General features: G+C 60.0%; 22 protein-coding genes and 1 pseudogene. 19 read left to right on the plus strand and 4 right to left on the minus strand.

Going from position 1 to position 21,762, the window contains the following annotated elements; translation table 11 throughout:
- Positions 1 to 9 precede the first annotated feature (9 nt).
- The 14 genes from hisS (at position 10) to B3F77_RS11215 (ending at position 13,609) form a co-directional block, all read left to right on the plus strand.
- Complete coding sequence (gene hisS, locus B3F77_RS11150; protein ID WP_293605024.1) at positions 10 to 1,368, plus strand: histidine--tRNA ligase; 1,359 nt, start codon at positions 10 to 12, stop codon at positions 1,366 to 1,368.
- Between the two features lie 83 nt (positions 1,369 to 1,451).
- On the plus strand, positions 1,452 to 2,147 hold the full coding sequence (locus B3F77_RS11155) for a YfgM family protein (protein ID WP_293605025.1): 696 nt from the start codon (positions 1,452 to 1,454) through the stop codon (positions 2,145 to 2,147).
- Positions 2,144 to 3,289, plus strand: coding sequence for an outer membrane protein assembly factor BamB (bamB, locus tag B3F77_RS11160; protein ID WP_293605026.1), 1,146 nt, complete (start codon positions 2,144 to 2,146; stop codon positions 3,287 to 3,289). Before B3F77_RS11155 ends, bamB begins: the two co-directional genes overlap by 4 nt.
- 26 nt (positions 3,290 to 3,315) lie before the next feature.
- Positions 3,316 to 4,659, plus strand: a complete 1,344-nt coding sequence (gene der / locus B3F77_RS11165; RefSeq protein WP_293605027.1) for a ribosome biogenesis GTPase Der — start codon at positions 3,316 to 3,318, stop codon at positions 4,657 to 4,659.
- A gap of 50 nt (positions 4,660 to 4,709) precedes the next feature.
- Entirely contained in the window at positions 4,710 to 4,988 is a 279-nt protein-coding gene (hfq, locus tag B3F77_RS11170; RefSeq protein WP_293605028.1) for an RNA chaperone Hfq, read from the plus strand.
- Positions 4,989 to 4,995: 7 nt separating this feature from the next.
- Positions 4,996 to 6,156, plus strand: coding sequence for a GTPase HflX (gene hflX / locus B3F77_RS11175; RefSeq protein WP_293605029.1), 1,161 nt, complete (start codon positions 4,996 to 4,998; stop codon positions 6,154 to 6,156).
- Between the two features lie 56 nt (positions 6,157 to 6,212).
- Positions 6,213 to 7,634, plus strand: a complete 1,422-nt coding sequence (hflK, locus tag B3F77_RS11180; RefSeq protein WP_293605030.1) for an FtsH protease activity modulator HflK — start codon at positions 6,213 to 6,215, stop codon at positions 7,632 to 7,634.
- An 11-nt stretch (positions 7,635 to 7,645) separates the two neighbouring features.
- Positions 7,646 to 8,548 (plus strand): protease modulator HflC, encoded by a 903-nt coding sequence (gene hflC, locus B3F77_RS11185; RefSeq protein WP_293605031.1) that lies wholly within the window; start codon positions 7,646 to 7,648, stop codon positions 8,546 to 8,548.
- 6 nt (positions 8,549 to 8,554) lie between these two features.
- Complete coding sequence (locus B3F77_RS11190) at positions 8,555 to 8,743, plus strand: DUF2065 domain-containing protein (RefSeq protein ID WP_293605032.1); 189 nt, start codon at positions 8,555 to 8,557, stop codon at positions 8,741 to 8,743.
- Between the two features lie 141 nt (positions 8,744 to 8,884).
- Positions 8,885 to 10,063 (plus strand): ATP phosphoribosyltransferase regulatory subunit, encoded by a 1,179-nt coding sequence (locus tag B3F77_RS11195; protein ID WP_293605033.1) that lies wholly within the window; start codon positions 8,885 to 8,887, stop codon positions 10,061 to 10,063.
- Positions 10,064 to 10,142: 79 nt separating this feature from the next.
- The gene (locus tag B3F77_RS11200) at positions 10,143 to 11,483 is read left to right on the plus strand and encodes an adenylosuccinate synthase (protein WP_293605034.1); all 1,341 of its coding nucleotides are present in this window, start codon (positions 10,143 to 10,145) and stop codon (positions 11,481 to 11,483) included.
- Positions 11,484 to 11,561: 78 nt separating this feature from the next.
- Positions 11,562 to 12,086: a phosphoribosyltransferase gene (locus tag B3F77_RS11205; protein ID WP_293605035.1), complete on the plus strand. Its 525-nt coding sequence runs from the start codon at positions 11,562 to 11,564 to the stop codon at positions 12,084 to 12,086.
- A gap of 96 nt (positions 12,087 to 12,182) precedes the next feature.
- Positions 12,183 to 13,367, plus strand: a complete 1,185-nt coding sequence (locus tag B3F77_RS11210) for a PLP-dependent transferase (RefSeq protein WP_293605036.1) — start codon at positions 12,183 to 12,185, stop codon at positions 13,365 to 13,367.
- Positions 13,364 to 13,609 (plus strand): hypothetical protein, encoded by a 246-nt coding sequence (locus tag B3F77_RS11215; RefSeq protein ID WP_414703000.1) that lies wholly within the window; start codon positions 13,364 to 13,366, stop codon positions 13,607 to 13,609. Before B3F77_RS11210 ends, B3F77_RS11215 begins: the two co-directional genes overlap by 4 nt.
- Positions 13,610 to 13,743: 134 nt before the next feature.
- Here B3F77_RS11215 and mnmH read toward each other — a convergent pair whose 3' ends face one another.
- Both mnmH and B3F77_RS11225 read right to left on the minus strand, forming a co-directional pair.
- Positions 13,744 to 14,802: a tRNA 2-selenouridine(34) synthase MnmH gene (gene mnmH, locus B3F77_RS11220; protein WP_293605037.1), complete on the minus strand. Its 1,059-nt coding sequence runs from the start codon at positions 14,800 to 14,802 to the stop codon at positions 13,744 to 13,746.
- A complete protein-coding gene (locus tag B3F77_RS11225; protein WP_293605038.1) occupies positions 14,799 to 15,458 on the minus strand; it encodes an arylesterase in 660 nt (219 codons plus the stop codon). Before B3F77_RS11225 ends, mnmH begins: the two co-directional genes overlap by 4 nt.
- A gap of 94 nt (positions 15,459 to 15,552) precedes the next feature.
- Between B3F77_RS11225 and B3F77_RS11230 the strand changes: the two genes are divergently transcribed.
- The 3 genes from B3F77_RS11230 (at position 15,553) to B3F77_RS11240 (ending at position 17,474) form a co-directional block, all read left to right on the plus strand.
- Positions 15,553 to 16,275, plus strand: coding sequence for an ABC transporter ATP-binding protein (locus B3F77_RS11230; RefSeq protein WP_293605039.1), 723 nt, complete (start codon positions 15,553 to 15,555; stop codon positions 16,273 to 16,275).
- 132 nt (positions 16,276 to 16,407) lie between these two features.
- Complete coding sequence (gene rlmB, locus B3F77_RS11235; protein ID WP_293605040.1) at positions 16,408 to 17,157, plus strand: 23S rRNA (guanosine(2251)-2'-O)-methyltransferase RlmB; 750 nt, start codon at positions 16,408 to 16,410, stop codon at positions 17,155 to 17,157.
- Between the two features lie 53 nt (positions 17,158 to 17,210).
- Positions 17,211 to 17,474: a hypothetical protein gene (locus tag B3F77_RS11240; protein ID WP_293605048.1), complete on the plus strand. Its 264-nt coding sequence runs from the start codon at positions 17,211 to 17,213 to the stop codon at positions 17,472 to 17,474.
- 83 nt (positions 17,475 to 17,557) lie between these two features.
- On the opposite strand, the gene B3F77_RS11245 is transcribed toward B3F77_RS11240, so the two are convergent.
- Positions 17,558 to 18,922 (minus strand): ATP-binding protein, encoded by a 1,365-nt coding sequence (locus B3F77_RS11245; RefSeq protein ID WP_293605041.1) that lies wholly within the window; start codon positions 18,920 to 18,922, stop codon positions 17,558 to 17,560.
- Entirely contained in the window at positions 18,919 to 19,584 is a 666-nt protein-coding gene (locus B3F77_RS11250; protein WP_293605042.1) for a response regulator, read from the minus strand. The genes B3F77_RS11245 and B3F77_RS11250 overlap by 4 nt, the downstream gene beginning before the upstream one ends.
- A gap of 110 nt (positions 19,585 to 19,694) precedes the next feature.
- Here B3F77_RS11250 and dsbD point away from each other — a divergent pair, with 110 nt between their 5' ends.
- Together dsbD and B3F77_RS11260 are read left to right on the plus strand one after the other, a co-directional pair.
- Positions 19,695 to 21,482, plus strand: a complete 1,788-nt coding sequence (gene dsbD / locus B3F77_RS11255; protein WP_293605043.1) for a protein-disulfide reductase DsbD — start codon at positions 19,695 to 19,697, stop codon at positions 21,480 to 21,482.
- 2 nt (positions 21,483 to 21,484) lie between these two features.
- A pseudogene (locus B3F77_RS11260) lies at positions 21,485 to 21,762 on the plus strand (TlpA family protein disulfide reductase); the annotation flags it as partial.

Raw genomic sequence — 21,762 nt, forward strand, 5'->3', positions numbered from 1 at the left:
TACTGACCCATGCTTGAAAAAATGACTGTCGGCCGGGCGGCGAAATCGCCTTTGGCTAAAACGGAAAGATTGACCGCGGTCAAAGGTATGAACGACATCCTGCCGCCGGACTCGGCACGCTGGGAATGGCTTGAAGACAAGGTGCGCTCCCTGATGGGGCGCTATGCCTACCGCAACATCCGCACGCCCATTCTTGAGCACACACAGCTGTTTGTGCGGGGTATCGGGGAGGTCACCGACATCGTCGAAAAGGAAATGTATTCTTTCGAAGACCGCTCGGACAAGCATGGCGACCACGATGACCTGACCATGCGCCCGGAAAATACGGCAAGCGTAGTTCGCGCGGTCACGGAGCACAACCTGCTCTACGACGGTGGCAAGCGCCTTTATTACATGGGCCCCATGTTCCGTCGTGAGCGGCCGCAGCGTGGCCGTTTCCGCCAGTTCCACCAGATTGGTGCCGAAGCCTTGGGCTTTGCCGGTCCCGAGGTTGACGCGGAGTTGATTCTGCTGGCCGCTGCGCTATGGAAGGAACTCGGCCTGAGCGACTGGCGCCTGGAAATCAACAGCCTGGGTCAACCTGAAGAGCGCGCCCAGCACCGTACACAACTTATCGCTCATTTCGAGCAGCATGCAGACGAAATGGACGAGGAGGCGCATAGACGCCTGCATAGCAACCCGCTGCGTATTCTGGATACCAAAAATCCAGCAATGAAGGCCGTGGTTGAAAGTGCGCCCCGACTGATTGACTTTCTGGGCCCCCAGTCGCTGGCGCATTTTGACGGTCTGAAAGCCATCCTCGATGCCAACAGTGTCCCCTGGACACTTAATCATCGCCTGGTGCGCGGGCTGGATTATTACAACCTCACGGTGTTCGAGTTTGTGACCGACAGGCTGGGCGCGCAAGGCACTATTTGCGCTGGCGGCCGTTACGACTACCTGATTGAGCGGATTGGTGGCAAAGCGGCGCCGGCTGTCGGATGGGCTCTGGGGGTCGAGCGTGTATTGGAACTTGTCAAGGAACAGGGGGAGGCCATTGCACCGCCTGTGCCAGATGCCTACGCGGTGATTCCTGAAGCTTCTGCCCTGCCGGTCGCTCTGCGAACGCTGCAGGCTTTGCGTGCGGCGGGGGTGAGCGTACAGATGCACGCCGGTGTCAGCGCCGAAGGCATGGGCAGCATGAAGTCGCAGTTCAAGAGGGCCGACGGCAGCGGCGCGAGTTTTGCGCTGATTTTTGGTGCCACCGAGCTCGCCCAAGGGAGCGTCGCTGTCAAACCCTTGCGGGGAGGGAAAGCCGAGGGCGCGCAGGCCCAAACGCTTCAGTCGCTAAACGATGTGACCGCATGGGCCCACACCCTGCGCGGCTAAGCACCGTTAAAGCACCCGTCTCCGCCCTCTACAATCACCCCAATTCAATCCGCGCCCTTATCGCGCAGAACAAGCAGACTTTTATGGCAAAACACCTCGATTTGGAAGAGCAGGAACAACTTGATGAGATCAAGCACTTCTGGAAGCAGTACGGCGACCTCATTACCTGGGCGCTGATTGTCGTTTTAGGTGCCTTTGCTGCCTGGAACGGCTACCAGTACTGGCAGCGTAACCAGGCTGCACAGGCATCGGTGATGTATGACGAGGTCGAGCGCGCTGTGCAGTCGGGCGACCCGACAAGGATTGACCGGTCGCTGGCTGACATGAAAGACCGTTTCGGCCGAACCACTTATGCCCAGCAAGCCGGCCTGCTGGCCGCCAGGGCCTATTACGACAAAGGCAATCTGGATGCTTCTCGCGCTGCCTTGAACTGGGTTGCCGAGAAAGCCTCCGATGAAGGCTATCAGGCCATCGCCAAATTGCGCCTTGCTGGGCTCCTGCTGGAAAAGAAAGCCTATGACGAGGCTCTGCAGCAAGTCTCTGGTTCTTTTCCGAAAGATTTTGCTGCGCTGGCTGCTGACCGACGCGGCGACATTCTGGCTGCCCAGGGCAAAAAAGGCGAAGCCAAAGCGGAATACGAAAAAGCATACAAAGGCCTTGACGAGCGCACCGAGTACCGGCGCTTGGTTGAGGTCAAGCTCAATGCGCTGGGCGTCGATCCAACCGCAGGGCAAGTCAAGCCGACCACTGCCGCATTCAATGCTGAGGTGAAGCAATGATTTATAAGTCTATTAGGCCTCTAGCCCTTTCTGCACGTGCGCCAGTAGCTATCATTTTTGCAGCGATTCTGAGTGGTTGCTTTGGTGGTGCGAGCAAACTCCAACCCGCGGAATTGCAGCCGGTGACCGCCTTGGTAGCCGCCCGTCAAAGCTGGACCACCCGCATTGGGCAAGTGAACTTCCCGCTGGAAGTGAATGTATCCGGCAATAGCGTAGCCGTTGCGAGCAGCGACGGCACCGTGGCGGTGTTGGATGCTCAAACCGGCCATGACGTTTGGCGCGTTGCTCTCAACATGCCCATCGCTGCAGGCGTTGGAAGTGATGGAAAAGTCGTGGCGGTGGTGACGAAAGCAAACGAAGTTGTCGCGTTGCAGGATGGCCATGAACTTTGGCGTCAGAAGCTCAACGCCCAGGCATTTACCGCGCCTTTTGTGGCCGGTGCGCGGGTATTCGTCCTGGCAGCCGACCGGTCGGTCAATGCCTTTGACGGACAGACGGGTCGCAAGCTGTGGGCACAGCAGCGGCCCAACGAGCCTTTGGTGCTGCGCCAGTCCGGCGTGATGCTGGCTGTCGGCGATACCCTGGTGGTTGGCCTGGCCGGTCGGCTGGCGGGCCTCAATCCTTCCAACGGCAGCATTCGCTGGGAAGCGCCCATTGCCTCACCACGCGGGATCAATGATGTGGAGCGGCTTGTCGATCTGGTAGGGCGCGTCAGCAGGGACGGCGACAATGTGTGCGCGCGGGCTTTTCAGGCCAGCGTAGGCTGCGTCAACGCAGTTCGCGGCAGCCTGCTCTGGACCAAACCCGCCAACGGCGTGCAAGGTATCCATGGCGATGATCGTCTGTTGTTCGGCACGGAAGCCGACGGTACAGTCATTGCATGGCGACGCACCGACGGCGAGCGTGCCTGGTCTACAGACCGTTTGCGTTACCGGAGCCTGACGGCTCCGCTGGTGGTCGGGCGTTCCGTGGCTATTGGCGATTTCACCGGTTTTATTCACCTGCTGTCGCGTGAAGATGGCTCCCTGCTCAACCGCTTGCCTACTGACGGCTCGGCCATCGCCGCAGCCCCTGTGCTGGCGGGCAATACGCTCATTGCGGTCACCCATAACGGCGGCATTTACGGCTTTCAGCCTGAATAAGCGCAGTCCTGCCAGAAACCTGATTTATGAAACCTGTCATTGCGTTAGTCGGCCGCCCGAATGTGGGCAAGTCGACGATTTTTAACCGGCTGACCAAGACGCGGGATGCGATCGTGGCTGACTTGGCCGGGCTGACGCGTGACCGTCATTACGGCAAAGGAAGTTTGGGAACCCACGAGTACATCGTCATCGACACCGGTGGTTTCGAGCCCGATGCCACTACCGGCATTTACAAGGAAATGGCCAAGCAGACGCGGCAGGCTGTCGCCGAAGCTGACGTGGTAGTTTTCGTGGTCGACGCACGGGCCGGCATTAGCGCGCAAGACCATGATATTGCCAAGTATCTGCGCAAGCTGGGCAAGCCGACTGTGCTGACGGCCAACAAGGCCGAGGGCATGACAGAGGGTGTGCAGTTTTCCGAATTTTTCGAACTTGGCTTGGGCGAAGTGCTGCCGGTTTCCGCGTCCCATGGGCAGGGCATGCGCACGCTGGTGGATCTTGCGCTTGCCCCGCTCAAGCTGCCGGACCAAGACGAAGACGCTGAACCGCAGGATCCGTCGGTCATCAGGCTTACCGTGGCGGGCCGTCCCAACGTCGGTAAATCCACGCTGATCAATACCTGGCTGGGAGAAGAGCGTCTGGTGGCGTTCGATTTGCCCGGAACCACCCGTGACGCGATCTCCATACCTTTTGAGCGTGCCGGACAAAAGTTTGAGCTGATTGATACCGCCGGGTTGCGTCGCAAGGGCAAGGTTTTCGAGGCGATTGAGAAGTTCTCTGTCGTCAAGACCTTGCAAGCCATAGAAAGTGCGAACGTTGTCCTGCTGCTGCTGGACGCCACGCAAGGCGTTACCGATCAGGATGCACACATCGCAGGCTACATTCTTGAAAGTGGTCGGGCAGTGGTGCTGGCCATCAATAAATGGGATGCGGTTGACGCTTACCAGCGTGAACTCCTGGAGCGCTCCATTGAGACCCGGCTGGGTTTCTTGAAATTTGCTTCAATTCATCGGATATCGGCGATCAAGCGCCAGGGATTGGCCCCTGTCTGGAAATCCATTGTTCAGGCCCACGCATCGGCCAACCGCAAGATGTCTACCCCGATGCTGACACGGCTGCTGCTCGAAGCCGTGCAGTTTCAGCAACCCCAGCGTTTGGGTATCTTCCGGCCCAAGCTGCGGTATGCCCACCAGGGCGGCATGAACCCACCGATCATCATCATTCACGGCAACTCGCTGGAACATGTCACCGAGTCGTACAAGCGTTATCTGGAAGGGCGTTTCCGCAAGGCGTTCGACCTGGTTGGCACGCCGTTGCGCATCCAGATGAAAAGCTCGGAGAACCCCTTTGCGGGCAAGGAATCAACATAGGACTACACGCCGAACAGAGTGGCTGTGGTATGGTTGTGGTCTCTTAATTTTTGAACACGGAAAATATCGTGAGCAACAACAAAAGTCAGCTGCTTCAGGACCCATTTCTCAACACCCTGCGTCGCGAGCATGTCCCTGTATCGATTTATCTCGTCAACGGGATTAAATTGCAGGGCCAGATCGAGTCCTTCGATCAATATGTGGTTTTGCTTCGCAATACGGTGACTCAAATGGTCTACAAGCATGCGATTTCCACCATCGTTCCAGGTCGTGCTGTGAGTTTTTCGACCGGCGATTCCGAAGAAAGCCCGCCAGCTGAGCTCGTATGATGCGCCGGTGAAAACACGACCTCTCGCCCTTCTTGTAGGGGTTGATCTAGGCTTCCCGAATTTTGATGCCAGTCTGCAGGAATTGGGTTTGCTCGCGCAAACCGCAGGCCTGCAGCCCGTGGCGCGCGTGACATGCAAACGCAAGGCCCCTGATGCGGCGCTGTTCATCGGCTCGGGTAAAGCTGACGAAATCAAAATGCTAGCCCTCGACACGGGTGCGTCCGAAATCCTGTTCGACCAGTCGCTCAGCCCGGCCCAGCAACGCAATCTGGAGCGGCATCTGGGGCTACCCGTTAATGACCGGACTTTGCTGATTCTGGAGATTTTTGCCCAGCGGGCCCACAGCCACGAGGGAAAGCTTCAGGTCGAGTTGGCCCGGCTGCAGTACATGTCAACACGGCTCGTGCGGCGCTGGTCCCATCTTGAGCGGCAGACTGGCGGCGCGGGTGTGCGCGGCGGTCCCGGCGAAAAGCAGATCGAACTCGACAAACGCATGATCAGCGAAGCCATCAAACGCACCAAGGAGCGCCTGGGCAAAGTCAAGAAGCAGCGGCAAACGCAGCGGAAACAGCGGGAACGGCGCAACTCCTTCACGATCTCACTGGTGGGCTACACCAATGCCGGCAAATCCACACTGTTCAATGCGTTGGTCAAGGCACGCGCTTACGCGGCTGACCAGCTTTTTGCCACGCTTGACACGACGACCAGGCAGCTTTACCTGGGCGATGCAGCGCGCCCGGCGTCCTTGTCTGACACGGTTGGCTTTATCCGGGATCTCCCGCACGGACTGATCGATGCTTTTGCCGCCACGCTGCAAGAGGCGGCTGATGCGGACCTGCTGCTGCATGTGGTGGATGGGTCTAATCCCGACTATCTGGAGCAAATTGAACAGGTGCAACGTGTTCTGTCCGAGATTGGAGCTGCTGACGTGCCGCAGATCCTCGTGTTCAACAAGTTGGATGCTATTGAAAAAGGCAGCCTGCCCCTGCATTTAAGCGATATATTCGAACTCAGGGATGCATTTGAGGGCTCAAGCCGGAGCGTAGAACGGGTATTTGTCAGTGCTCAGACGGGTGAGGGCCTGCCGCTGTTGCGCGAGCTTCTGGCCAGCCATGCGGCAAGCGTACCGACAGAGGAAATCCCCCAAATAGCAGAGGACGTTGCCTGATCTGGCAATTTCATTAGGCACAATGTCGGTGTAATAAAAAAAGTGAGTTTCATCCCATGAATCTGAACCCCGTGCTGCAGACGTTGACGACCTTGCCAAGCCGGCTCAAACAACGCGTCAACGGCATGTTCAACCTCAATGATCCGCGTTGGGGTCGGGATGACGACAAATCGTCGTCTGACGAAGCCAAACCGGAGGTCCCTCGCGAGGACAAGCAGCCACCCAAGCCGGCCAATCGCCCGCAGGGCCAAGGCTCTCATCAGGGCCCGCCTGATCTGGACGAGCTCTGGCGCGATTTCAATCGCAAGCTGGGCGGCCTGTTTGGCGGTGGAAAAAATGGGGGCAAACGGGGCGGCTTCGGTAGCGGCGGTAACAACGGCGGCACTGGTGGTGGATTTCAGCCTGATATGAAAAGTGCTGGCATCGGCGTTGGGCTGATTGCCAGCATAGCCGTGCTGATCTGGCTGGGCACGGGCTTCTTCATCGTCCAAGAGGGACAGCAGGCGGTCATTACCCAGTTCGGCAAATACCAATCGACGGTAGGTGCCGGTTTCAACTGGCGTTTGCCTTACCCTATACAGCGTCACGAAGTGGTGGTGGTGACCCAGATTCGCTCGGTCGACGTGGGTCGTGACAACATTGTCAAGGCAACGGGGTTGCGAGAGTCGGCCATGCTCACCGAAGACGAGAACATCGTTGAAATCAAGTTTGCCGTTCAATACCGTTTAAATGACGCGCGTGCGTATCTGTTCGAGAGCAAGGACCCCGCCAGCGCGGTGGTTCAGGCTGCCGAGACGGCCGTGCGTGAAGTGGTCGGCAAAATGAAGATGGACTCGGCGCTGGCCGAGGAGCGCGACCAGATCGCCCCACGCGTGCGTGTCCTGATGCAGACCATTCTGGACCGATACAAAGTCGGCGTGGAAGTCGTCGGCATCAATCTCCAGCAAAGCGGCGTGCGCCCGCCAGAGCAGGTACAGGCGGCGTTTGATGATGTGCTCAAGGCCGGCCAGGAGCGCGAGCGTGCCAAGAACGAAGCGCAGGCCTATGCCAACGACGTCATTCCACGCGCGGTGGGTTCAGCTTCGCGGCTGAAGGAAGAGTCGGACGCCTACAAGGCGCGCATCGTCGCGCAAGCCCAAGGTGATGCTCAGCGTTTCCGCTCGGTATTGACCGAGTATCAGAAGGCACCGCAAGTGACCCGCGATCGGATGTATATCGACACCATGCAGCAGGTCTATGCGAATGTCACCAAGGTACTGGTGGAGTCACGCCAGGGATCCAATCTGCTGTATCTGCCCCTCGACAAAATCATGCAGATGACTGCGCAGGGCGGTGCTGCAGCCGGGGCCGACAGTTCGCTTCTCCCTGGTAGTGCAGACACCTCTCCCGCAGGGCCATCGTCCCAGCCCGCAAGCGGCCAGCCTCTGGATGCCCGCGCGCGCGATGCTTCCCGCACCCGCGACCGCGAAACCCGCTAAGGAAGACAAAAGTGAATAGAGTTGGATTTATTGTTTCTTCGTTGTTGGTGGCGCTGGCGCTGCTCAGTTCCACGCTGTTTGTGGTCGACCAGAGGCAGTTCGGCGTCGTGTATGCGCTGGGCCAGATCAAGGAAGTGATCACCGAGCCAGGCCTTCATGTCAAGCTACCACCACCGTTTCAGAACGTTTCTTACATCGACAAGCGGCTGCTGACGCTTGACAGTACCGATGCAGAGCCGGTGCTGACCGCCGAGAAGCAGCGTGTCGTCATTGACTGGTATGTGCGCTGGCGTGTCACCGAGCCGTCTGAATACATCCGTAATGTCGGCCTCGACGAGAGGGCCGGCGCCAATCAGCTCAATCGGGTTGTGCGCAACGCGTTCCAGGAAGAGATCAACAAGCGTACCGTCAAAGATCTGTTGTCCACCAAGCGGGAGGCCCTGATGGCCGACGTGAAAGCGCAAGTGCTGCAGGCGGTCCGTGGCGCGAAACCATGGGGCGTTGATGTGGTCGACGTTCGGATCACCCGCGTGGACTACGTGGCGGCGATCACGGAATCTGTCTACCGCCGCATGGAAGCAGAGCGCAAGCGGGTTGCCAACGAGTTGCGCTCCACCGGTGCCGCTGAAGGAGAGAAAATCCGCGCCGACGCCGACCGGCAGCGCGAAGTCACCATTGCCAATGCCTACCGCGAGGCCCAGAAGATCAAAGGCGAGGGTGATGCCGAAGCAGCCCGCGTCTACGCTGAATCGTTTGGCCGGGATCCCCAGTTTGCCCAGTTCTACCGCAGTCTGGATGCCTACAAGGCCAGCTTCAACAAGAAGAGCGACGTGATGGTGCTCGATCCATCATCCGACTTCTTCAAGACCATGCGCGGATCCGGTAATGGCACGACAGCGCCTGCTAAAAAATAGATTGCCATGGACGGCAATACGCTCTGGCAAGCGCTGGCCCTCATGCTGGTGATTGAAGGGCTGTTACCGCTTATCTCGCCTGCGGGGTGGCGCCGGATGTTTGAACAGATTCTCCGCTTAAGCAGCGGGCAGATCCGCTTTTTCGGACTCTGCAGCATCGCGGCTGGCGTGATCTTGCTGGCGGTGCTGGCGTGAATTGCACGCCACTGAAGTGTCACTCACAAGCCACGGCTGACACCCGTATTTGCGTCTGACTCCCGCATCCTGCCGCCGGCAGCTCAAAAAGCGGCCCCAAGCCCGGTAAAATCCGGTTTTTAATAGCTCACGAAAATTACAATGTCCGCCTGCTCGTCATCATGGCAATTGCCCGATCAAATTGCCGATGTCCTGCCCTCCGAGGCGCGTCATATCGAAGAGCTGCGCCGCCAGTTTCTGGATACCGCCCGCAGCTATGGCTACGAACTGGTCATGCCGCCCTTGCTGGAGCACCTGGAGTCGCTGCTTACCGGTACCGGCGAAGCGCTGGACCTGCAGACCTTCAAGCTGGTCGACCAGCTGTCAGGCCGCACCCTGGGCTTGCGTGCGGACACCACGCCACAAGTTGCCCGTATTGACGCGCACCTGCTGAACCGCAGCGGCGTGGCCCGTCTTTGCTACTGCGGCCCCGTGCTGCATACCCGTGCAGACCGCCCGCACGCCACGCGTGAGCCCTTGCAGTTCGGCGCGGAAATTTACGGCCATGCCGGGCTGGAAGCCGATCTCGAAGTCCAGCTGCTCGCGCTGGAAGGCCTGAGAGCTGCCGGCGTGACCGAATTGGCTGTTGACATGGCGGACGTCCGCATCGTCAGCAGCCTGCTCAAAGGCGCGACCATCAGTGCCTCAACCCTGGCGCTCATTCATGCCGCACTGGCGGCCAAGGACGCGAGCGAGCTCGACAGCCTCACAGCCCATCTCAATGGCGGCATTTCTTCGGCAGCGCGCGAAGGTCTGAAAGCGCTGTTACAGCTCTACGGCGATAACAAAGTCCTGGCCGAAGCTGAAAAAATCCTGCCGCCTGCGCCGGGTGTGCGCGATGCGCTACAAAATTTGAAATGGCTCGCATCCCATGTGGGCGATGTCAAGGTCAGCTTTGACCTGGCGGACCTGAGCGGTTACGCCTATTACAGTGGTACCCGCTTCGCCATTTACGGGCAAGGCGCTGAGCTGGCCCGTGGCGGCCGTTACGACGAGGTCGGTGCGGTGTTTGGCCGCAACCGTCCGGCCGTTGGTTTCAGCCTGGATTTAAAGGAACTGGTCCGCGTACTGCCGCCCCGACCCTTGAAGGCCGCCATTTGCGCGCCCTGGGGGGAAGATGCAGGCCTGCGCGCAGCCATCACCCGCCTGCGCGTCGGCGGCGAGACCGTGGCCTGTGTACTGCCTGGTCACGAGCATAAAGTCAATGAATTTGACTGCGACCGTGAGCTGGTAAAGGCTGCCGGTCAATGGCTGGTCCAACCCCTGAAAAAAGCCGCATGAAGAGCTACGCAAAAAGCTGCAAGAAGAGCCAGACCCCCAGGCCGGCTTTATCCCATCGAACCTTAACGAGAAACTGAAGATGACAAACAAACAAACCGCAGCTGTGGGTCGCAATGTCGTGGTCGTGGGCACCCAGTGGGGCGACGAAGGCAAGGGCAAGCTGGTCGACTGGCTGACTGAAATGTCGCAGGGAGTGGTGCGCTTTCAAGGTGGCCACAATGCCGGCCATACGCTGGTGATCAACGGCATCAAGACGGCCTTGCACCTGATCCCCAGCGGCATCATGCACCCGGGCGTCAAATGCTATATTGGCAACGGGGTGGTGCTGTCGGCAGCCAAACTGTTCGAGGAAATTGAAGGGCTTGAGAAGGCCGGTGTGGAAGTGCGCTCACGCCTGCGCATCAGCGAAGCCTGTCCGCTGATTCTGCCGTTCCACACAGCGCTCGACATTGCCCGCGAGGCTTACCGAGAAAAGGGTGGAACCGCGAAGATTGGCACGACCGGCCGCGGCATCGGCCCAGCCTACGAAGACAAAATTGCCCGTCGCGCCTTGCGTGTGCAGGACCTCAAATACCCTGAGCGCTTTGCCACCAAGCTGCGCGAACTGCTGGACCTGCACAACTTTGTGCTGACCGGCTATCTGCACGCGCCAGCGATTGACTTTGACACGGTGTATGCCGAAGCCATGCGGCACGCCGAACTGCTCAAGCCCATGATGGCCGACGTCTCACGCGAACTCAACGATGCGAACCAGGGCGGCGCCAACTTGCTGTTTGAGGGCGCGCAGGGCACCTTGCTCGACGTGGACCACGGCACCTACCCGTTTGTGACCTCCAGCAACTGCGTGGCCGGCAATGCCGCCGCCGGTTCGGGTGTGGGTCCGGGCATGTTGCACTACATTCTGGGCATTACCAAGGCCTACTGCACGCGCGTCGGTGGCGGGCCGTTCCCGACCGAACTGGACTGGGAACAACCGGGAACCGTCGGCTATCACCTCAGCACTGTGGGCGCTGAAACAGGGGTGACCACGGGACGCAGTCGCCGCTGCGGCTGGTTTGATGGGGCCTTGCTCAAGCGCTCGGCCCAGGTCAATGGCCTATCGGGTCTGTGTATCACCAAGCTCGACGTGCTCGATGGTATTGATGAATTGAAGCTGTGCACCGGTTATGAACTGGACGGCCGCATCACCGACATCCTGCCCATGGGCGCCGATGACATCGCCCGCTGCAAGCCGATTTACGAAACGCTGCCGGGCTGGAGCCAAAGTACGGTGGGCGTCACGCAATACGAGCACTTGCCCGCTGCGGCGCAGCATTACCTCCGGCGGATTGAAGCGGTCACGGGCGTGCCTATCCACATGATTTCGACCAGTCCAGACCGGGACCACACCATTCTCCTGCGTAATCCCTACGCCGTCTGAGTTGCCTAAATTTTAGTAAAAAATGTGTCTAGCCCATGCTGGACTAGCGTAACAAGCTATAAAATCAGGAGCAACCTCATGTTGACCGAAGACGGCAAACATCTCTATGTCAGCTATGACGAGTACCACAACCTGATTGAAAAACTGGCGATCAAGATTCACCAGTCCGATTGGAAGTTCGACACCATTTTGTGCCTCGCGCGCGGCGGCATGCGTCCGGGTGACATTCTTTCGCGCATTTTTGACAAGCCGCTGGCCATCATGTCAACCAGCTCCTACCGCGCCGATTCCGGCACGGTGCAGGGCAACCTCGACATCGCGCGCTTCATCACTACACCCAAGGGTGAGATTGCCGGTAAAGTCCTGCTGGTGGACGACCTGGCTGATTCGGGACATACCTTGAACGCGGTGATTCATCAACTGCGTAACAACTACAAGCCCATTACCGAGCTGCGCAGCGCGGTGATCTGGACCAAGGGCGTGTCAGGCTTCCAGGCCGACTATTCGGTGGAGTTGCTGCCTACCAATCCCTGGATTCACCAGCCGTTTGAGAGCTATGACAGCCTGCGCCCGGAGCAGCTCAAGGCCAAGTGGACGGTTTGATTTTTCGGTCCGCCCGGCAAAAAAATTAAGGCGTAATCTGCCCGAGCGCGCCACTCCGGAAAGAGCAGGGCGACTGCCACTTGCTACCATTGGGTCATGAGCGAAAAAACCACCGATCTGATCCACCACCCCTACCAACCCCCCGCGGAATTTGCTGCACCGCAGCCGGGCGTGTTCAAGGCGTCCACCGTCATCTTTCCCAATGTCGCGACCATGCACACCCGCGACTGGCGAAATAAATCGGGCTACACCTATGGTCTGCATGGCACGCCGACCACCTTCATGCTGGAAGAGCGCCTCTGCATGCTGGAGGGCGGCCTGCAGTGCGTGCTGGCCTCCAGCGGCTTGAGTGCCATTGCGCTGGTGGATATGGCACTGCTCAAAACGGGCGACGAGGTGCTGATTCCGGACAACGTTTACGGCCCTAGCAAGGCGCTGGCCGAGGGTGAGTTGCTCGCTTGGGGCATCAGCCACCAGCTCTACGATGCCATGAGTCCCGCTGATCTGGCCTCGAAGATCAGCAGCAAGACCCGGCTGGTGTGGCTGGAAGCGCCAGGCTCGGTGTCGATGGAGTTCCCTGACCTGGCGGAGATGGTGCGCATCTGCCGTACCCGCGGGCTTATCTGCGCCCTGGACAACACCTGGGGCGCGGGCCTCGCGTTCAACGCCTTCGACATGGACGCCCAGGGCGGTGTGGGGGTGGATATTTCCGTCCAGGCCCTGACCAAATACCCGAGCGGCGGCGGCGACGTTTTGATGGGTAGCATCATCACGCGCGATGAGGCCCTGCATGCGCGTATCCAGGGCACGCACATGCGCATGGGTGTGGGCGTGGGCGCCAACGACGCTGAAACCGTGCTGCGCTCGCTGCCGAGCATTGCGCTGCGCTACGCGGCCCATGACCGCACCGGTCGCGAGCTGGCCCGGTGGTTCCAGTCGCGGCCGGAAATTGCACAGGTGCTCCATCCTGCGCTAGAGGATTCGCCCGGCCATGCACACTGGAAAGCGGTGTGCCGCACCGGCCAGGCTGCCGGCCTGTTCAGCGTGGTGTTTCACGAGCGCTACAGCGTGGCCCAGGTGGAGCATTTCTGCGACAGGCTCAAGTTGTTCAAGCTGGGCTACAGCTGGGGCGGCCCGGTCAGCCTGGTGATTCCGTACAACATGGCGTCGATGCGCGGGCCAACCTGGCCGCATAAGGGCATGCTGGTGCGTTTTTCAATCGGCCTTGAGGCCGTTGCCGACCTTCAGGCAGACTTGGCCCAGGCGCTGGACGAGGCTTGACCAAGGCCTGCTGGCAATGCAGTACAGTAAGGGCTAATTATTCACGAAAGCATGCAGTGGCAACTCCCAATTATTCCTACGAAAAGCGCCAGAAAGAGCTTGCGAAAAAACGTAAGAAAGAAGACAAACTCAAGCGCAAAGTCGAAGGCAAGCCGGATGAGGTGGCCGATGACAGTGCCGACACGCCCGGCACCCCCGCTGACACTCAGACAGGATTGCCGCCGACCGAGTCAGCATCCTGAAATGGCGGATATTTATACATAAGACAAAAGGGTTTAGCCCTTTAACAACGCGCGTAACATGCTATTAATTTAATAGCAAGTAGCCCGCCATCCAACCCGACCTCACTGTTCATTGGTGATGTCGGGTTTTTGCTTCAGGGATTTGCCAGCAGGGTTTGCGCCAGCGCTGCCATGGCTGCCACCGTATGGTCGCGTGGCGAAATCACCCGGGCCGTTTCGTACTGCTCAAAGTTGCGCCGCATCGACTGCAGGTAGACCGGGTCGTAGTGCTTCACCAGCAATTCGTGAACGACTGAAACCACGTCACCGCTGCTCGCGCGCGCCTGCCAGTCCTGCACGGTGGCCTTGCCGCGTGCTTCGGTCAGGGCACCCAGCCGGTCGCAGAAAAATGCAATGTCCTTGACAAAAAAATCGTAATCTTCCAGCAGCAGCGCGACTCGTTCGTCTTCGGGCAACTCCAACTGCAGGCAAGGGCTAATGCGCATGGCCGCGATCAGTCCTTCGGGCACGGCCACATTGCCGACTTTTTTGCTTTCGCTTTCAATATAGACGGGACGTGCCGGGTTGAAGCTGCGCAAGGTGGCCCAGATGCGGCTGTCAAAGGCTTTCTGGCTGGGCTGCGGCACACCCGGAATCATGCCCAGCACCGAGCTGCGGTGATGGGCCAGCGCCTCCAGGTCCAGCACCTGCGCGCCCTCTGCCGCCAGCGCCTGCAGCAGCCGGGTCTTGCCCGAGCCGGTGGTGCCGCAAACGACCTGGTAGCTGTGCCGCGCAGCGAGCTGCGGTAAATCGGCCACCAGGGCGGCCCTGAAGGCCTTGTAGCCACCGTCAACCAGCGTGACCCTGAAACCGATCTGGTCGAGGATCAGCGCCAGCGAGCCGCTGCGCTTGCCGCCGCGCCAGCAATACACCAGCGGCTGCCATTCTCGGGGCTTGTCCAGCACGTCGCGCTGAATATGCGCGGCGATGTTTTTGGCCACCAGCGCCGCGCCCAGTTTTTTGGCTTCGAACGCGTTGATCTGCTTGTACTGGGTACCGACGATTTTTCGCTCATCATCATGCAGGCTGGGCCAGTTCACGGCACCGGGGAGGTGGTCTTCGGCGTATTCGCCCTCGGATCTGGTGTCAATCACGTCGGAAAAACTGCTCAGTTTGCTGAGTGCGTCCTCAGCGGAAATGCGGTCAAGGCTCACTTGAGAAGTTTCCTTAATTCCGGCCACACATTGGCCAGCATGCTGGCTTGTGACGGCTCGTTGGGATGAATGCGATCAGCCTGGAAGTGGGCGGCCGAGTCTTCCACATCGGCAATGCCTTTGAGAAGGAAGGGCACCAGCGCCACCCGTTCGGCCTTGGCCACTTTGGGAAAGAGGTTTGCAAAGCCGGTGCCATAAGCGTCGCCGTAGTTGGGCGGCACCTGCATCCCGACCAGCAGCACTTTGGCACCTGCCTTTTTGGAAGCCTGCGTCATGGCGCTCAGGTTGCTCTCCGTCATGTCCAGGGGCAAACCGCGCAGCGCGTCGTTGCCGCCCAACTCGATCACTACCGTGGTGGGCCGGTGCTGCGTCAGCAGGGCTGGCAGGCGTGAGCGCCCACCGGAGGTGGTCTCGCCGCTGATGCTGGCGTTGATCACCTGGGCGAGCTTCGTGTTTTTCTTTTCGCTGGCCAACTGCTTTTCCAGCAAAGCCACCCAGCCGGTGCCGCGCTTGAGGCCGTATTCGGCGCTCAGCGAATCACCAAGGACCAGAATGGTGTTGGCGGGGTTTTTGGCTTTGGTCGCGGCAGGCAGGATTTGCGCCTGAGCCTGTGCCGGGGCGAGCCACGGCGCGCCCAGCAACGCAGCGATCAGCATCGCGCCGAATGGTCTTACCCAGCGGTTTCGCGTGGCAGGGCCAAGCTTGCTACAGTCTGGAAGCGTAAATTTCAAGTTTTCTGATAAGGCTGACATGTTTGAACCCGTGGTTTCTGTCGTTAGCGATGCTTCTTCAACGCCCCCAAGCTCTCCAATTATTTCCGTTGAGCATGTTTTCAAGTCGGTGACCGACTCCACCGGTACCCTGACCATTTTGCGCGATATTAACTTTGCGCTTGCAGCACGCGAAACCGTTGCCATTGTGGGCGCGTCCGGCTCCGGTAAAAGCACGCTGCTGTCCATCATTGCCGGGCTGGATACGCCGACCCAGGGCACGGTGCGGCTGGCGGGGGTTGACCTGTTTGCCCTCAGCGAAGATGACCGTGCCGCCTTGCGTGCCCAGAAAGTCGGGTTTGTGTTCCAGAGCTTTCAGCTCATGGGCAATTTGACGGCGCTGGAAAACGTCATGCTGCCGCTGGAATTGTCGGGTGCTAAAGGCGCCCGCTCGCTGGCGACCGACATGCTCAAACGGGTGGGTTTGGGCGAGCGGCTGGGCCATTACCCCAAAGTGCTGTCGGGCGGCGAGCAGCAGCGCGTGGCGTTGGCTCGGGCCTTTGTGGTGCAGCCTGCCGTGCTACTGGCCGATGAGCCGACAGGCAGCCTGGACTTTGCCACCGGCGAAACCGTGATGACGCTGATGTTTGAGCTCAACCAGGAATTGGGTACCACGCTGGTGCTGGTCACACACGATCCGGCGATTGCTGCGCGCTGCCAGCGGCGCATCACCATCGAGGCCGGGAAAATCAGTGATTCTTGAGATAAAAATGACTTTTGCCTATATATGGCGGGAGCAAGCAGCTATCAAAAACATAGTTGGTGGCAATGCGGTCCGGGTCATCCCGTACCACTGATGAGCCGCCACCGTGACGCCAGCAGTGATAATCCCAGAATGTCTTCTTCCCCTAAAGTTCTTTTTGGCTTTCATGCCGTGGGTGTGCGTCTTAAAACTGCCCCCAAGTCGGTGCTGGAAGTTTTTTATGACGCCTCGCGTCGCGACGCCCGCATGCGCCAGTTCACCGACCGTACCCGCGAAGCCGGTGTGCGGCTGATTGAGTCCGACGGCCTGCGCCTGGCCAAAATGTGCGGCAGCCACGGCCATCAGGGCGTGGTTGCCCGCGTGGATGCGGTGGCCCAGGTCAAGTCGCTCGATGAGCTGCTGGAGCAGTTGGAAGTGGCCGGCACCGAGCAACCGCTGCTGCTGGTGCTCGACGGTGTGACCGATCCGCACAACCTGGGCGCCTGCCTGCGGGTGGCCGACGGTGCGGGCGCTCATGCCGTGATTGCGCCCAAGGACCACGCGGCAGGCATCAACGCCACCGTGGCCAAGGTCGCCAGCGGGGCGGCCGAGACCGTGCCCTATTTCATGGTGACCAACCTGGCCCGCACCCTGGGCGAGCTCAAGGAGCGCGCTATCTGGTGCATAGGTACCAGCGACGATGCACCCAAAACGATTTACGACGTGGACCTCAAAGGCCCGGTGGCGCTGGTGCTGGGCGCTGAAGGCGAGGGCATGCGCCAGTTCACCCGCAAAACCTGCGACGAACTGGTGAGCATCCCGATGCATGGCGCGGTGGAAAGCCTCAACGTCTCGGTCGCCAGCGGCGTCTGCCTGTATGAAGCCCTGCGGCAGCGCCGCTGAAGCTTGGTGCTGTCGTGGTGCTGGCATCCTGAACCCAGGAGCAGAAAAACAAAATCAGCCGTGACATCCAGAACTGGACCGGTAGCAACGGTGTGCTGGAGTTTTATGCAGGCGACAAGCTGGTGCGCCGCTTCATCAAGATCGACAAGCTCAGCACCGCCATGGGCACTGACGATGGAAAGCCACACTCCTACCGCTTTGGTTATGGCGTGCTGGAAGAAAACTTCAACATGATCGCCGATCCGGACGAGAAAAAAATGTATTTCGAAGTCAGCGACTTCGGCTCGAACTACATCTTTTTTGAAAATCCGCGCTAGAAAATACGATGTAGCGTGGCAGGGGGATTTGCAGCACTAAAGTGGACTAAACCTCCAAAGGCTTGCCTCCGAATTTGTGCCTGTTATTGTTTTTTTTCGAGCGGCTGAACAGGTCGTGTTGGCCTGCCGTGAATACTTGGCAGCGTCAATTTTGCTTCCAGCCCGCCCTCAGGGCGCTGCACCAATTCGAGAGATCCACCGAAACGCTCGGTGATGGCGACTACGATGGACAGCCCCAGCCCGCTGCCTCGAGCTGAGCCGCGCCGCCAGAAGCGATGCGTAGCCAGAGCCAACTCCTCGGCGCTGAGTCCCGGCCCGCTGTCGCACACGCTGAAACAGATTGCGTCCTTCGAGGACCGTAGTTCCAGCCTGACGCTGTTTTCTGCTGGGGAGTGACGCAGGGCGTTGTCGAGCAGGTTACGCAACGCAGTGACTGCGAGGGCTTGGGGCAGCACCAGCTCGGCAGGGTTGCCGTCGCTGTCCAGTACGATGCGACCGAGCGCATTGGGTGTCGCATCGCATATCGCCAGGCGGGCTACTTCGTCGGCATGGGTGATACACCCGTCATCCCAGGAAAAGGGACCTTCCACTTGCGACAGTGTCAGCAGCTGCATCAGCGTGCGCTGCAGTCGTGCCACCCCTTCTTCTGCGTAATCCAATGCCACTTCGGCCTCCTTGCCGCGTGTGATGCGCACGATTTGCAGGTGGGTCTTGATCGCGGTAAGCGGTGTTCGCAATTCATGGGCAGCATCGCTGGTAAAGCGACGTTCACGGCTGATGGTCACGCTCATCCGATGCAGCAACTGGTTCAGCGTATTGACCAGCGGTAGCAAGTCGCGGGACATGGGGGTGCTGGGAATCGGGGTCAGTGCATCCGGTGCCCGGCTTGCCAGCGCCTGCCGCAGGCGTTCCAGCGGCAGCAAACCGCTTCTCACCCCGAGCCACAGCACCATCAGGCTGCCGATCAGGGCAACGATAAAGGGAACTGCAGCGGCAACCATCACATCGCGCTGCAGCGTGTTTCGCTCCGCCAGGCGATCGGCCGTGGTTACGCGCAAACCGTGTGCTTCAAAGGTATAGCTGCGCCAGCGCTCGCCCTTGATTTCGCGGTCGGCAAAACCGAGGGCCGTTGTCATCATGGTCTCGGGCGTTGCGCCTGGGGTGCTCGCGAACACCTCGCCGCGCAGAGATCTGACCTGGCAGGCCAATCCTTTTCCCTCAGGGGGCATGGTCAACGTCGATGCGCCCGCTTTTCCTGTGCTGCCATCCCACGCGGCAGGGTTTTGCGACATCAGCCCGGCCACCATTTGCGCCGACATCGCGAGGCGCTGATCCAGGGTGCGGCGCATTTCATTGTCCAGATCACGCAGCATCCAGAGCGCTACCCCGCCCCACAGCAGTAATAGCGATACGCCTATCATCAGCAACAAGCGTAGTCGCAGACTCATGCGCTCACCATGCTGAAACGGTAGCCCACGCCGCGTACCGTCTCGATAATGTCGGTACCCAGTTTGCGCCGCAGATGATGGATATGCACATTGAGTGCATTGCTTTCGATCTCCTCACTAAAACTGTAAAGGCTGTCTTTGAGCTGGTCGGCGCTCAGGATGCGTCCGCGCGCCTGCAGCAGTGCGGCCAGCAGGGCCAATTCGCGGCGCGATAAAACGACGGTCCGTCCGTGCAGCGAGACTTCCCCGCTTGCCGGGTCCAGGCGCAATGGGCCATGCTCAATGACATTCACGCTGCGCCCGGCGGCGCGGCGCAGCAGGGCGTGCAGACGCGCGACCAATTCGTTGAGATCGAAGGGCTTGAGCAGATAGTCGTCCGCACCGGCACGCAGCCCGGCAACGCGATCCTCCACTGCGTCGCGCGCGGTCAACACCAGCACAGGCAGGGCCATGCCGTCCGCCCGCAAGCGATGCAACAGGCTCATTCCATCCTCGTCGGGCAGTCCAAGATCAAGAATCACCACATCGCAATGCACCATCGACAGCGTGGCCTCGGCCTGCGCTGCGGTAGCCACACCATCTACCGTCAGGCCGTGCGCACGCAGACCGGCCAGGATGCCGTGGGCAATCAGTTCGTCGTCTTCAATCAGTAACACGCGCATAGTCTGTCCGACCTTGCCGGCTAGTATTTAGGCCTTAAATTGTCTCACCGTTAACGCAGCCTTAATCTGGCCACGCAAAGATGTGCGCTTCATTTGATTTAGAGGCGCTTATGCTGCGTTTGTTGTGGTCGATCGTGATGTTGACAATGTGGTGGGCGCTGCCGGCGCATGCCCAGCAGGATTTTCTGCAGCCGGAACAGGCTTTTCGCCTGAACATTATCAAGCAGGCCGATGGTCAGCTGCGTCTGAACTGGGAGATCAGCAGGGGATACTACCTCTATCGCAAGCAAATGAAGGTCGAAGGGGATCCCGTCGGTAGTGTGCAACAAGTAAGGTGGCCTGCCGGCACACTCAAGACCGATGAGACCTTCGGCGAAAGCGAGGTCTATCACGACAAGGTAGCGGTACTGGTCACGGCGCCTGATGCCCAGGCACTGACTATTGGTTGGCAAGGATGCGCCGATGCGGGTCTTTGCTACCCGCCGCAAACCCGGCGAGTGAATTTAGCCGACGTTACCGCAACGCCGAGCACCAACCCGGGCGTGGCCGCTGCCAACGCGAGTCAAGCAGGGATTGGCGCATTCGGCGATGATCAGGACCTGGCTGATCGCCTCTCACGCGTCAATCTGGGCTGGATGCTTGTCGTGTTCTTCGGCTTGGGGCTGCTGATGACGTTCACGCCCTGCGTGCTGCCGATGCTGCCGATTCTGTCCAGCCTGATCGCGGGCAGCGGGGCAACCCCCAAGCGCGGTTTTATCCTCTCGCTGGCCTTCGTGCTGCCGATGGCGCTGACCTACGCAGTACTGGGCGCTGGCGCGGCGCTGGCTGGCGCCAATCTGCAGGCGACGCTGCAGAACCCCTGGGTGCTCGGTAGTTTCGGCCTGATGTTCGTGGTGCTGGCGCTGTCCATGTTCGGATTTTACGAGCTGCAATTGCCCGCTGTGCTGCGCAACCGCCTGAACAGCGCCAGCCAGGGCCAGCGCGGCGGCACCGTGGCAGGGGCTGCTGCGATGGGCGTTCTGTCGGCGCTGCTGGTGGGCCCTTGCATGACGGCACCGTTGGCCGGTGCGCTGCTCTATATCGCCAAGACCGGCGATGTGCTGACCGGTGGCCTGGCGCTCTTGTCCATGGGGCTGGGCATGGGGGTGCCGCTGCTGCTGGTGGGCACGCTCGGAGCACGGCTGCTGCCGCGACCTGGCTGCTGGATGAACCGGGTCAAGGTGATGTTTGGTTTTATCCTGCTTGGCACCGCGATTCTGTTTGTGGCACGGGTGCTGCCGCCAGCTTTGACGCTGGGACTGTGGGGAGCCTGGCTGCTGGCCATCGCACTCGGCCTGCTGGCATTGGCCAAGAAGGTCGATGTCGACGCCGGGCGTTTGATGTCGCGCTATCTGGCGCTGCTGCTTGGCCTGTGGGGCGGGGCCATGGTGGTGGGTGCGGCCGGTGGCGCACAGGACCCCTTCCAGCCGCTGGCCTTCGTTGCGGGAGGCGCCGCGCCCGCTCAGGCTGCTGTAGCGAAAGATTTCATGGCCCGCTTCGCATCGGTCAAGACACAGCAAGCGCTCGACGCACGTGTCGCCGAGGCCGGGCAGCGCGGCCAGTGGACGCTGGTGGATTTCTATGCGGACTGGTGCGTCTCATGCAAAATGATCGAGCGCGAGGTTTTTGCCGACCCGCGTGTGCAGCAGGCGCTGGCCAACATGCAGTTACTGCGCCCGGATATGACCGCCAATAATGCGGACGATCGGGCGCTGATGAGTGTCCACCAGATTCTCGGGCCGCCGACCATGCTGCTGATCGGCCCGGACGGCAAGGAACGTCGTGCCGAGCGCGTCATCGGTGAACTCAGAGCCGACGAATTCCTTTCCCGCCTGGCGCGGGCAAGGCAGGGAGGTTGATCATGCTGACAGTGAATCTGGGTCCCTTTGCCATACCGATCAGCCAATTGGTACTGATGATTGCTCTGCTTGTTGCGCTGGGGGCGGGCCACCTGGTCGGGCGTCGCCAGCAAACGGGTGGCATAGGCCATATCCTGTCCGACATGCTGCTCGTGGCGTTGCTGGTGGCACGCATCGCCTTCGTGGCCATCTGGTTCGACACCTACCGCAACTCTCTGTGGTCCATTCTCGATATCCGCGACGGTGGTTTCACACCCTGGGCCGGGATGGTGGCGGCGTT

The sequence above is a fragment of the Polaromonas sp. UBA4122 genome (assembly GCA_002381615.1).
GTDB lineage: Bacteria > Pseudomonadota > Gammaproteobacteria > Burkholderiales > Burkholderiaceae_C > Polaromonas.